11 protein-coding genes are annotated in these 13,101 nt (G+C 56.1%); 7 read left to right on the forward strand and 4 right to left on the reverse strand.

Annotated features, from left to right (window positions below):
- Positions 1-6: 6 nt before the first annotated feature.
- A complete protein-coding gene (locus ACR0JR_RS20005; protein WP_480457755.1) occupies positions 7-615 on the reverse strand; it encodes an FGGY family carbohydrate kinase in 609 nt (202 codons plus the stop codon).
- 374 nt (positions 616-989) lie between these two features.
- Here ACR0JR_RS20005 and ACR0JR_RS20010 point away from each other — a divergent pair, with 374 nt between their 5' ends.
- The 7 genes from ACR0JR_RS20010 to ACR0JR_RS20040 all read left to right on the forward strand — a co-directional run bounded on the left by ACR0JR_RS20010 (position 990) and on the right by ACR0JR_RS20040 (position 8,529).
- Positions 990-2,015: a LacI family DNA-binding transcriptional regulator gene (locus tag ACR0JR_RS20010; RefSeq protein WP_480457712.1), complete on the forward strand. Its 1,026-nt coding sequence runs from the start codon at positions 990-992 to the stop codon at positions 2,013-2,015.
- A 94-nt stretch (positions 2,016-2,109) separates the two neighbouring features.
- Positions 2,110-3,414, forward strand: coding sequence for an ABC transporter substrate-binding protein (locus tag ACR0JR_RS20015; RefSeq protein ID WP_480457713.1), 1,305 nt, complete (start codon positions 2,110-2,112; stop codon positions 3,412-3,414).
- Between the two features lie 107 nt (positions 3,415-3,521).
- A complete protein-coding gene (locus tag ACR0JR_RS20020) occupies positions 3,522-4,388 on the forward strand; it encodes a carbohydrate ABC transporter permease (RefSeq protein ID WP_480457714.1) in 867 nt (288 codons plus the stop codon).
- Positions 4,389-4,400: 12 nt separating this feature from the next.
- A complete protein-coding gene (locus ACR0JR_RS20025; protein ID WP_010443328.1) occupies positions 4,401-5,231 on the forward strand; it encodes a carbohydrate ABC transporter permease in 831 nt (276 codons plus the stop codon).
- Positions 5,232-5,243: 12 nt separating this feature from the next.
- Entirely contained in the window at positions 5,244-6,248 is a 1,005-nt protein-coding gene (locus ACR0JR_RS20030; protein WP_480457716.1) for an ABC transporter ATP-binding protein, read from the forward strand.
- Positions 6,245-7,018, forward strand: coding sequence for an L-iditol 2-dehydrogenase (locus tag ACR0JR_RS20035; RefSeq protein WP_480457717.1), 774 nt, complete (start codon positions 6,245-6,247; stop codon positions 7,016-7,018). Before ACR0JR_RS20030 ends, ACR0JR_RS20035 begins: the two co-directional genes overlap by 4 nt.
- A complete protein-coding gene (locus tag ACR0JR_RS20040; protein ID WP_480457718.1) occupies positions 7,018-8,529 on the forward strand; it encodes a mannitol dehydrogenase family protein in 1,512 nt (503 codons plus the stop codon). The genes ACR0JR_RS20035 and ACR0JR_RS20040 overlap by 1 nt, the downstream gene beginning before the upstream one ends.
- A gap of 666 nt (positions 8,530-9,195) precedes the next feature.
- Here ACR0JR_RS20040 and ACR0JR_RS20045 read toward each other — a convergent pair.
- Genes ACR0JR_RS20045 through ACR0JR_RS20055 form a run of 3 tightly spaced genes read right to left on the reverse strand, consistent with a single transcriptional unit; the run spans position 9,196 to position 13,095 of the window.
- Positions 9,196-10,278 (reverse strand): ABC transporter ATP-binding protein, encoded by a 1,083-nt coding sequence (locus ACR0JR_RS20045; RefSeq protein ID WP_480457719.1) that lies wholly within the window; start codon positions 10,276-10,278, stop codon positions 9,196-9,198.
- 3 nt (positions 10,279-10,281) lie between these two features.
- Positions 10,282-11,937, reverse strand: coding sequence for an alpha-glucosidase (locus ACR0JR_RS20050; protein WP_480457720.1), 1,656 nt, complete (start codon positions 11,935-11,937; stop codon positions 10,282-10,284).
- Between the two features lie 9 nt (positions 11,938-11,946).
- Positions 11,947-13,095 carry a carbohydrate ABC transporter permease gene (locus ACR0JR_RS20055; protein ID WP_480457722.1) on the reverse strand — a complete coding sequence of 383 codons (1,149 nt, stop codon included), beginning with the start codon at positions 13,093-13,095 and terminating at the stop codon, positions 11,947-11,949.
- Positions 13,096-13,101 lie beyond the last annotated feature (6 nt).

Genomic DNA, 13,101 nt, shown 5'->3' on the forward strand with positions numbered 1-13,101 from the left:
TTTTCCCTATATGTGCTGTCCGGTTTGAATCGCGACTTGTCCAGTTGGAAAAGCGTGCACATAGCGTTCGGGGTTGGGCTTGTACTTACGATCCGCCACGAACAACTGGCCCGACGTCCCAAGGGAGATGAAGCCCCGTCCCGGTTCCGTCGCACCAAGAGATATCGCCCCAATCGCCGCATCCCCTCCTCCGGCTATAACGGGCACGCCAGGCTTCAACCCGGTCGCTTCTGCAGCTTGTGACGTCACAGTCCTAACAACACTGTGGCCGTCAAACACCTGCGGCAGCCAGTCGAGCGCCACACCAGTGGCTTCCGCGATCCCGATATGCCAGTTGCGCGATGCTTGATCGAGCCACATTGTTCCCGCAGCATCGGACGTATCAGTTGCCAGTTCATCATGCAGGCGTAGACCGATATAGTCCTTGGGCCGCAGGATTTGGGCAAGCTGGGCATAGTGACCGGGTTCATACTGTTTCAGCCATGCGCTTTTGGGGGCAGTAAAACCGGGCAACGGAAGAACACCTACGATATGACCAATCTGCGGCAGCGCTACGCGCAGTTCATCGCATTCGATTGCGGCCCTGCTATCATTCCACAGCATTGCCGGGCGGATTGGGACAGCGTACGGTCCAGCAAAACGGCCCCGTGCATCTGTCCGAACAAACCGATGGCCTTCGCCTCTGACAGTGGGATTTGCTCCGCAAGCTGCTTCAACGCGTCACGCGTTGCCTGTCTGGGTACTGCTCTGACCAACCGGGTTGCGGCGAGGACGTCTCGATCCCTGCAGAAGATATCGCAAGAATACGATCAGTATCCGCGCAGACAATCTTGACCGCCGACGTTCCGATATCAATCCCGAGATACTTTTTTACTCGTCGACCTGCACAAACGTCCGGAACTTGTCTGACTCTTGATTTTTTGTCGCGCGTAAAGAATATGTAAAAATAGGATAAGATCAAGACGGCTATGATCCGCAGGCAGACTTGCATGACCAAGATTAAGAATATGGAAGAGTTCGCGGCCCTCAGCGGCATCTCGCGGCCCACGGTATCCAAATACTTCCACGATCCCGACAGCGTTCGCCCAACGACAAGGGCGCGTATCGAAGAGGCGCTCGAACGGTTTGACTATCGCCCGAATATCTATGCTGTGAACCAGAACCGGAAGCTGACCAAGAATATCGGCATCGTCGTGCCCTATCTGGCCGATCCGTTCTTTGCCGAAATCGCGCGCTATCTGGAGCAAAGCTGTATTGCGGCAGGCTATCGCCCTTCCCTCTTTAGCGCCCACGGAGAACAAAAGCTGGAAAACGAAATTCTGGATGGGCTGCAATCCATGAAGCCCGCCGGGGTTTTGTTGGCACCCCTGGGCCGGATTTCAGACCGATCGGTGATTGAGAAGTTCTGCGCCAACGTACCGACTGTTCTGTTTGACAGTAACCTTGATGGGCTGGGTGCCGCGTTTATCGGATCGGACAATTTCAGCTTTGTGTCACAGACCGTTGAATACATGACCCGGACGGGCGAGCCTCCATCATTTTTTGAAATGCGCACACCCGCGAACCCAAACGCCAACAAACGAAGGAAGGCTTATGTCGCCATGATGGAGCGCCTAGGGTTCGAGCCGCATATCATCAAAGTCGACGGGAAAGGATGGGCTTTCGAAGAGATTGGGCACAGAGGCGCGCTGAAAGTTCTTGAAGAGCGTGAATTGAGAACGAACTCCGTTCTGTGCAGCAATGACCGGCTGGCTATTGGCTTTCTTGCGGCCTGCTATGAACAGGGGATTCGGGTCGGTCGGAAGGAGGGCTGCACGCTGCGCGTGGCCTCAAATGACGATCATCCGTTCGCAAAGTTTACCTGCCCTTCTCTCACAACAGCCGCACACGACTATGACAACGTGGCCAGCCGAAGCGTCGAGACTTTGTTCGAACTTATTGAAAATGGTGGGAAATTTGAAACACGAACTGAGACACTTTTCCCCGCTCGACTTGTTTTAAGGGACTCTGCGTAGATTACAATCTTAACGCGCGTAAAGTTTTTATTGACTGCGCGACAACTTTCACTCTACGCTCCCTGCACGACATCCAAGCTCAGGGAGGACAGGGATGTATCTGAAGCACGCACTTCGCGCGGCGACTGCATTGACATTCGTCGCCACGGCAGCAGCCCACGCGCAATCCATCACGATCGCCACAGTGAATAATGGCGACATGATCCGGATGCAGGGCTACACCGACAAATTTACCGAAGCGACCGGCATTGATGTTGAGTGGGTGACACTGGAGGAAAACGTGCTGCGTCAGCGCGTCACCACCGACATCACCACCAAAGGCGGTCAGTTCGATATCATGACCATTGGTATGTACGAGACACCGATCTGGGGGGCGAATGGTTGGCTGGTGCCGCTGGATGGTCTGTCTGCTGAATATGATGTGGACGACATCTTGCCTGCCATGCGCAACGGGCTCAGCAATGAAGGCACGCTCTATGCCGCCCCGTTCTACGGCGAAAGTTCGATGGTAATGTATCGTACCGACCTGATGGAAAAGGCCGGGCTTGAGATGCCCGCCGCGCCTACATGGCAGTTTATCCGCGAAGCCGCTGCGGCGATGACTGACCGGGACAACGACATCAACGGTATCTGCCTGCGCGGTAAAGCTGGTTGGGGCGAAGGTGGTGCCTTCATCACAGTGACCGGCAATTCCTTTGGCGCCCGTTGGTTCGACGAAGAATGGAAACCGCAGTTCGATCAGCCTCAGTGGAAAGAGGCTCTGACCTTCTTTGTCGATATGATGAACGAGTCAGGCCCTGCTGGGTATGCAACCAACGGCTTCAACGAAAACCTGTCGCTGTTCCAGCAGGGCAAGTGCGGCATGTGGATTGACGCCACCGTAGCGGCGTCCTTCGTGACGAACCCGGACGACTCGACCGTGGCCGATCAGGTTGGTTTTGCGCTGGCACCAAACTCTGAAGGTGTCGACAAACGCGCCAATTGGCTCTGGGCTTGGGCTCTGGCCATCCCTGCAGGTACGCAGCAAGAAGATGCAGCCAAGCAGTTCATCGAATGGGCCACATCCAAGGATTACATCGAACTGGTGGCCGAAAACGAAGGCTGGGCCAATGTGCCTCCGGGCGCGCGAACTTCGCTTTATGAGAACCCCGAATACCAGAAGGTTCCGTTCGCCCAGAAAACACTGGATTCGATCCTTGCAGCCGACCCGGATAACTGCTGCGCGCAACCGACGCCCTATGTTGGCATCCAGTTCGTCGCGATCCCGGAATTTGCAGGTATCGCCACGCAGGTAAGCCAGGAGTTCTCGGCAGTCTATGCCGGACAGCAATCAGTGGATGAAGCGCTGGCCAAGGCGCAGGCCTTCACCGCAGAAGAAATGGAAGCCGCAGGTTACTGAGGCATCCCTCCCCGCGGGCGGGCAGAGGTCTGCCCCCCGCTCCGCCCTTCCACAACTCGCGTTTTTCTCGCAGGCTGGGTTACGCCTGAACAGAGAGGGTTTGCGTTATGGCTACTCAACATTCCCGATCCGTTGCTCGCCTGATGATGGCACCTGCAGTGGTCCTGCTACTTGGCTGGATGCTCGTGCCGCTGACGATGACGCTGTATTTTTCCCTCAAGAAATACCTACCGCTGCGCGGTGGGGATCTGGGCTGGGTCGGGTTCGACAACTATGTCCGGTTCGTCTCGTCCAGCTCCTTCTGGCCCGCTGTGCAGGCGACGCTGGTGATCGTAGGCGGTGTGCTGGTGATCACAGTGGTGCTGGGCATCCTTCTGGCGATGCTGCTGGACCAGCCTATGTGGGGTCAGGGTGTTGTCCGCATCCTCGTAATCGCACCGTTCTTCGTCATGCCCACCGTGTCCGCGCTGGTCTGGAAGAACATGTTCATGGACCCCGTCAATGGCTTGCTGGCCCATCTGTGGCGTTTTTTCGGGGCTGAGCCGATCTCATGGCTGTCCGAGGCCTCGATGACTTCGATCATCATGATTGTCTCATGGCAGTGGCTACCCTTCGCGACCCTGATCCTGCTGACCGCAATTCAGTCACTAGACAGTGAACAGCTCGAAGCAGCCGAAATGGATGGTGCCCCAGTGCTGAAGCGGTTCTATCACATCGTTCTGCCGCACCTCAGCCGCGCAATAACCATCGTGATCCTGATCCAGACGATCTTTCTTCTGTCGATCTTCGCCGAGATCTTCGTGACCACCGGCGGTGCATTCGGCACCCGCACCCTCACCTACCTGATCTTCCAGCGTGTGTTGGAAAGCCAAAATGTCGGCCTTGGATCAGCCGGAGGTGTCTACGCCATCATCCTTGCCAACATCGTTGCCATCTTTCTGATGCGCATCGTCGGCAAAAACCTGGACGCGTGAGGAGGAACGACCATGGCCCGCGCCGTCACATCCCGTCGTAAATCGCTGAACACCGCCCTTGCCTGGGCCGTTGGTCTGCTGATCTTTTTCCCGATCCTCTGGACGATCCTGACCAGCTTCAAGACCGAAGCGCAGGCCATCGCAAGCCCGCCGCTGTTTCTGAACTTCGATTGGACGCTAGAGAACTATGCCATCGTACAGGAACGTTCCGACTACATGCGGTTCCTGTGGAATTCGGTGATCATCGCAGGTGGATCAACCATTCTTGGCGTGATCATCGCAGTCCCCGCAGCCTGGGCGATGGCTTTCGTCCCGTCCAAGCGGACCAAGGACATCCTGCTGTGGATGCTGTCCACCAAGATGCTACCTGCAGTGGGCGTGCTGTACCCGATCTATTTGCTGTTCATCCGGTTGGGTCTACTGGACACGCGCGGGGGGCTGGTCGTGGTGCTGATGCTGATCAACCTGCCGATCATCGTCTGGATGCTTTACACCTATTTCCGCGAAATTCCCGGTGAGATCTTGGAAGCCGCCCGGATGGATGGTGCCACGCTGAAAGAGGAAATCCTCTATGTGCTGACGCCGATGGCCGTGCCCGGCATTGCCTCGACGGTTTTGCTGAACTTTATCCTTGCATGGAATGAGGCGTTTTGGACGCTCAACCTGACGGCCGTTGACGCGGCCCCGCTGACCGCCTTCATCGCCAGCTATTCCAGCCCCGAAGGCCTGTTCTTCGCCAAGCTCAGCGCGGCATCGACCATGGCGATTGCACCAATCCTCATCCTAGGCTGGTTCAGCCAGAAACAACTTGTCCGCGGCCTGACTTTCGGCGCTGTGAAATAAGGAAGACGACTTATGGGACGTATTCAACTCAAGTCAGTGACCAAAAGCTTCGGCGATGTAGAGGTCATTCCACCGCTGGACTTGACCATCGAAGACGGAGAATTCACCGTCTTCGTCGGCCCCTCGGGTTGCGGCAAGTCCACTCTGCTGCGGCTCATTGCAGGGCTGGAGGATATCACGTCGGGCTCCATCGACATTGATGGCGCGGATGCAACAGACGTGCCGCCCGCCAAACGTGGTCTGGCCATGGTGTTCCAGTCTTATGCTCTGTACCCGCATATGACGGTGCGCAAAAACATCGCCTTTCCCCTGCGCATGGCCAAGCTGGATCAGGCTGAAATCGACAAACGTGTCGAGGGTGCGGCAAGCGTCCTGAATCTGAGCGATTATCTGGATCGTCGCCCGGGGCAGCTGTCGGGTGGGCAGCGTCAGCGTGTCGCCATTGGGCGTGCCATTGTTCGTGAGCCCTCAGCATTCCTGTTCGACGAGCCCCTTTCGAACCTCGACGCAGCCTTGCGCGTTGGCATGCGGTTGGAGATCAGCGAACTTCACGAACGCCTGGCGACAACGATGATCTACGTGACCCACGATCAGGTTGAGGCAATGACCATGGCCGACAAAATCGTCGTGCTTCAGGCCGGTGTGATCGAACAGGTCGGCAGCCCTCTGGAGCTTTACCGTACGCCACGCAACCTGTTTGTTGCGGGATTCATCGGTTCGCCCAAGATGAACTTCATAGAAGGTGAAGAGGCCGCGATACACGGTGCCCAGACCATTGGCATCCGCCCTGAACACATCACCGTTTCCGAAACCGAAGGTGAATGGTCAGGAGTGGTCAGCGTCTCTGAGCACCTTGGCTCGGACACCTTCTTTCACGTCCACGAGACTGGCCTGGCTGAGACAATCACAGTCCGTGCAGATGGCGAAGTGGGCTTCCGCCACGGGGATCGCATTCACATGACACCGCGGGCTGACGTAATCCACCGGTTCGACGCGAAAGGCTTGCGGATCGAATGACACGCCTTGCAGGCAAAACCGCCCTGATCACCGGGGCCGCACGTGGTATCGGACTGGCCTTTGCCAAGGCCTATGTGAACGAAGGCGCGTGTGTCGCCATCGCAGACATCGACATCCAGCGCGCGAGAGACGCAGCTTCTGAGATCGGTGAGGCTGCTTTGGCCATCGAGATGGATGTGACCAACCAGCAGAGCATAGATGAGGCGGTAGCAAACACAGCTGACCATTTCGGTCTCATTGATATCTTGATAAACAACGCAGCCATCTTCACCGCCGCACCAGTCGTTGAGATCAAGCGCATGGATTATGACCGCGTCTTTGACATCAACGTTGCTGGTACCTTGTTCACCATGCAGGCTGTCGCGCGCCACATGATTGAAAATGGGACCAGAGGCCGGATCATCAATATGGCGTCGCAGGCCGGGCGAAGGGGTGAACCTTTGGTCGCTATCTACTGCGCCAGCAAGGCGGCAATCATTTCTCTGACTCAATCGGCGGGGCTGAACCTGATATCTCACGGTATCAACGTGAACGCGATTGCCCCCGGTGTCGTCGATGGCGAACACTGGGACGGCGTAGATGCGTTCTTCGCAAAACACGAAGGCAAACCCCCCGGCCAAAAGAAACGCGAAGTCGCCGCAACCGTCCCTTATGGTCGCATGGGCCGGGCAGATGACCTGACCGGGATGGCTGTATTTCTGGCTTCTGACGATGCCAATTACATCGTCGCACAAACCTACAATGTAGACGGCGGAAACTGGATGAGCTGATGGATCCTGCAGCGAATGCAAAAACTCCGGTGCGACTGCGACTCGACAGCCTTGCAGACCTGCCCGCTAACGTCAGGCACCCTGCCTATCAGCGGTCGGACCTGACGCCGGGCATCGTCCATATCGGGCTTGGTAATTTTCACCGTGCGCATCAAGCGTGGTACATTCACCAGTTAATGCAGCAAGGCCAAGCCCATGATTGGGCGATCATCGGGGCCGGCATGCGAAACTACGATGCGGAGATGAGAGAACGCCTGCTGGCACAGCACTGTCTGACCACGTTGATTGAACTAGACCCCACAAGGACATCCGCCGAAGTCATTGGTCCGATGGTTGACTATTTACCGATTGAGGCGGGTAATGTTGCCTTAATCCGGAAGATGGCCGACCCTGCCATTCGTATTGTTTCTCTCACAGTTACCGAAGGCGGGTACTATCTGATCTCCAATACCGGTGCGCTTAACACCGATCACCAAGATATCCGCTACGATGCCGCAAACCCCAACCTGCCCCGAACGGCCTTTGGCTCCATAGTCGCGGCACTCAAACAGCGCCGAGCAAATGGCCTCAAACCCTTCACCGCGCTAAGCTGCGACAACCTTCAGGGCAACGGCACAATCCTGCGAAACTGCGTAGTTGGCTTGGCGCGCATGTCTGATCCTGATCTGGCCAACTGGATTGATCAAAACAGCGCGTTTCCCAACTCGATGGTAGATTGCATCGTGCCAGCAACGACTGACGAGTTGGTATCGCAATGCCAAATCCTTGGTGTGGATGACCGCGCTCCTGTCTCGCACGAGAACTTTCGTCAATGGGTGATCGAGGATGAATTCTGTGCCGGGCGACCACCCCTCGAGCAGGTCGGGGTAACGCTGACCCAGAATGTTCACAGCTATGAGTCAATGAAACTCCGCATTTTGAACGGAGGCCACCAGCTTCTCGCAAACGTTGGGGAAATTTTGAATGTCCCGACGATTTCATCCTGCATGCAGGATCCGGACATCCTGGCATTCTTCAGAACGGTTCAGATCGAAGAGATTCTGCCTCATGTCGAAGCTGTCCCCGAAACGACAGCGAAAGAGTACCTTGAATTGGTTGAGAGGCGATTTGCAAACACAGCGATTCACGACACAACGCGCAGGGTCGCGTTCGACGGATCGGCGCGGCATCCGGGATTTCTACTGCCATCGCTACGCGATGCACTTGCATCGGGCTCTTCAGTAATCGGGCTTGCGCTAGCTGAAGCATTCTGGTGCCGGATGTGTGCGGGGGTTCGTGAAGACGGTTCCGAAATCGCCCCGAATGACCCCCTTTGGGAAAATCTATGTGAAACCGCGCTGGCTGCCAGAACCGATCCAGGACTGTGGCTCGAACAACGTCTGTACAGCGGTGACTTTGACCGCGGCACACAATTTTCCAACGCCTTTGCCTCGTGGCTAACCAAGATCTGGCAGCGTGGTAGCCGAGCAGTATTAGCAGAGTATGTCGCGACCAATTCATTGTCGCACTAACTTCGCGTTAATTCGATCAATGGTTCGCGGACACACATTGTTGTTTTAGGATGGAACGGCAATGTCCGCTTCAGACACTCGGCCTTCGAAAAATACTGTTACAGCCACAGCCTGCTTTCCTCCGATCCCGCAAAACATCGAATGACCGACAAGGCACCAAATACCAAAATGACCAAAAGCAGAAATGTGCGACATAAAACTCGACTCAAACCGACTTACGAGCACTGCCAATTGAGCACAATTCCTTTATATTGTTAAATTTCAATATGTTGACAATAGACCCTGCCACTCCAGCCACAAATTCACGAAAACCAGTGAAACCTAGGGGCAAAATCAGTGCCTGACACGCAGTGTGTACCAGTCCTCAGTCACTGTAGATTAGAGTGCGACGCACGCCATTGCGCAGAAGCGCGCTGACACGTCTGGTCAATATCTAAATTCAGTTCTGATCTTTGAATGCGTCGAGCGGCCGGTCGAAATGGCACCGGAGAGAAAAATCGTGCTCGTTCGGTCCAGCATGTGAGGACGCGGAGTTGAATTGGCAACTTGATGCGCCGCTGAGAACCGAGGTTTCAAGCACCAGACAAACTCAAATCTTAAGTCGCGATCACGCCAGGCGAATTGAATCTTACCTGACTGGGCCAAGCCCCATCCGACCGCGTGCAGTTAGCGACGCATCGATTGTCCGTTGTGGAACAAGTGCACCTTTTCCGGAGGGGCAGTGACGGATACGCTTTGCCCTCGCAGATTGCGCTGAACTCCCGGCAGTTTAGCGATCACTGCCTCTCGTCCCCCGGGCGCTGCAAAGTAAAGCAATGTAACCTCACCCAGAGCTTCGGTGAAATCCACAACACCTGAGTAGATCGCGCCGGCCTCAGTCATCTCCAGATCTTCGGGCCGAACGCCGATATTGACCTGTTTGCCTTCATCCGCTGCCTCTGTCTGGATGGATGAGACCGCAACACCGCCGTCGTCCAGTGTTACGGTCGTCGTCTCTCCGGTCGAGGTGATAGTACCCGGCAACAGGTTCATTGCAGGCGAGCCAATGAACTGCGCGACGAATTCATTGTCAGGCGTCTCATACAATTCCAGCGGAGTACCAACCTGCGCAATTCCTTTGTTGGCCAGAACGACGATGCGGCTGGCGAGCGTCATCGCCTCAACCTGATCGTGGGTGACGTAGATCATCGTGCTGTCAGGCATCGCTTCTTTCAGACGAGCGATCTCGATCCGCGTCGCTACGCGCAGGGCAGCATCCAAGTTCGAAAGCGGCTCGTCGAACAGATAGACCTTCGGATCGCGAACAATGGCACGACCGATAGCTACGCGTTGGCGCTGACCGCCGGACAACGCTTTGGGCAGGCGATCTAACAAGGGCTCAAGCTGCAAGATCTGCGCCGCACGCTCCACTGCGGCATCAACCTCGGCACTGGGCAACTTGGCGATCTTGAGCGCGAAGGCCATGTTCTCGCGCACCGTCATATGCGGATAAAGCGCATAGGACTGGAACACCATCGCGATGCCTCGCTGTGCGGGTGGTACGTCATTGACCACCTGCCCTTCGATCTCAAGCGTTCCGCCCGTGATCTTTTCAAGACCCGCGATCATCCGCAGCAGAGTAGACTTGCCGCAACCTGATGGGCCGACGAAGACAATCAATTCGCCTTGCTCGATCTCGAGATCGATATGCTTCAGAACATCGACCGGGCCATAGGATTTGGCCACATCTGTAAGCTTGAGTTCCGACATGGTTTACCTCTTTTCCCGAGCCAATAGACCGAATTGAGCGGCGTTCAGCATCAACGTGCCTTCCCCGCGAACGCCGCCCAACTCCTCCCCGATTACTTTCCAGTCGCCTTCTGGCAGGGTCACGTCCATCGGATCGCCACCCAGATTGAAGGCGCAGAAGACCTGCTCTGCTTCATCCTCGCGGATGAAGGTCAAGACCGAACCGATTTGTGACATCCCTGTCTGCTTGCCGGACATCAGTGCCGAGTGCGAATGGCGCAAAGCAATCGCATGGCGGTAGTGGTGCAGCATCGACGCCGGGTCTTGTTCCAACCGGTCCACCGCCCGCTCAGCTTGAGTGGCACTGACCGGCAACCAGGGGCGACCCGCGCTGAACCCGGATTGTTCGTCCTGCGCGGCCCAGACCATTGGTGTGCGACATCCGTCACGGCCTTTGAATTCAGGCCAGAATTCGATGCCATAGGGGTCTTGCAAATCCTCGAACGCAACATCCGCCTCGGGCAGACCCAGTTCCTCTCCCTGATACAGGCAGGCCGAGCCACGCAGGCACATCATGAGAACAGCGTGCTGCCGGACAGCTGCATCGTCCAAACCCCAACGCGAAGTATGGCGTTGCACGTCGTGGTTCGAGAAGGCCCAACAGGGCCATGCATCACCCGCCTTGTCCTCAAGCTGGTCAAAAACCTGCTTTGCGTAAGTTGCCGTCAAAGCCCGCTTTTCAAGGAATTCGAAAGCATAGCACATGTGCATCCGCTTATCACCACTGGTGTATTCCCCCATGATCTCCAACCCGCGCTGTGCGTCACCGACCTCACCCAGACAGGCGCGGCCTTCATATTCGTCAGTCAGGGCGCGCAGCCGTTCTAGGAAGGCGATATTCTCGGGCTGGCTTTTGGAATAGAGGTGGTCCTGATGGTTATACGGGTTCACCATCGGGGCAATTGACGCGTTGCGTTGATCCATCGGCAGGCCGGGATTGTCGCGCAACTGAGCGTCGTGGAAATAGAAGTTGATCGTGTCCAGACGAAACCCATCGACTCCCAAATCCAACCAGAACCGAGCGACATCCAGCAGGACATCCTGAACATCTTTGCAATGGAAATTCAGATCGGGCTGTGACGTGAGGAAGTTGTGCAGATAATACTGCAGACGCCTCGCATCCCACTGCCAGGCCGAGCCGCCAAAGATCGAAAGCCAGTTATTCGGAGGTGTCCCGTCCGGCTTGGGATCAGCCCAGACATACCAATCGGATTTCGGGTTCTCGCGGCTGGCGCGGCTTTCACTGAACCATGGATGCTGATCCGACGTATGCGAAAGCACGAGGTCGATCATCACCTTCAGCCCATGCGCATGAGCCTGATCCAAAAGTTCTTTGAAATCCGCCATGGTGCCGAACATCGGATCGACATCGCGGTAGTCGCTGACGTCATAACCGAAATCCTTCATCGGAGATTTGAAGAACGGCGATATCCAGATCGCATCAACCCCCAGCGAGGCGATGTAGCCTAGCCGCTGGGTGATACCCTTCAGATCTCCGATCCCGTCGCCGTTGCTGTCCTGAAAGCTGCGCGGATAGATCTGATAGATCACCCCGCCCCGCCACCAGTCGGACGACGTCTTGGTTGTTTCGAATGCTGTCGCGTTGGTCTGCACGTTCATCACACGCCCTTATTTTACGGAACCGGCCAGCAAGCCGCGAACCAGATATTTCTGCATTGCAAAGAAGACGGCCAGCGGCACCGCGATTGAGACAAATGCCGCCGTGGCCAAGATTTCCCAGTTACCGCCCCGTGTACCCAACAGCTCGACGATGCGGTTCGTCATGACCGTGGTCTGGCCGCTGGCGTCAATCAGGAACACTTTGGCGACCAGCAGGTCGTTCCACGTCCAAAGGAATTGGAAGATCGCGAAAGAGGCCAGTGCCGGAAAGCTGAGCGGCAGGATCAGTTTTGTAAAAATCTGAAACTCGGTCGCACCATCGACCCGCGCGTTCTCGATCAAATCGCGCGGCAGCCCGGCCATGTAGTTGCGCAATAGGTAGATCGCCAATGGCATCCCGAACCCGGTATGGGCCATCCAGACTCCCAGATATCCTTTGCCAATACCGATATTGAGATGCAGCTTCAGCAAAGGGATCAGTGCCAATTGCAATGGCACCACCAACAGGCCAACAACCGCAGCAATCAGCAGCGCCCGCCCAGGGAAATCCATCCAGGCCAGCGCATAGGCCGCAAAAGCCGCAACAAGGATCGGGATGATCGTCGCCGGGATCGTTACCGTCAGAGTATTAAAGAAGGCCTTGCCCATACTGTCTGAACTATTTGCGTTGAACAGAACATGGGCATAGTTCTCGAAGGTGAATTCAGGTGGCAGAGTCGTGGTCACAAAGACACGGGGGCCGCGCTTACCGGAAAACTCTTCAGTGTTCTCCATGCGATAGTCGCCATTGGCTTGAACCGTGATCGTCCCGCCGCGACGCAGCTCGGCTGTTTCACCCGGAGCAAAGGCATCAATCTCGCGGGAATTCACACCCCATCGCGAAATGTCCGAGGCCCGCTCACCATCGAAGATATTGCCTTCAATCACATAGAGACCATCCTGCAAAACTTGCGTTTCAGGTGCAGCCGCGCGCAGAGTCAGGTTCTGCTCAGACGGGAAGAGGGCCCGCCACCAACCGCTACTGGCAATTTGATCTCCTGTTCTGAAGGACGAAATCAACAAACCCAGTGTAGGGAATACCCAAAGCACCACAAGCAGCACGACCGAAGCGTGGACAACCCATCTGAGGGCTGGGCGGGTTCCTGCAATATCGCTCATATCCCC

The organism is Ruegeria sp. AA3 (genome assembly GCF_056542905.1).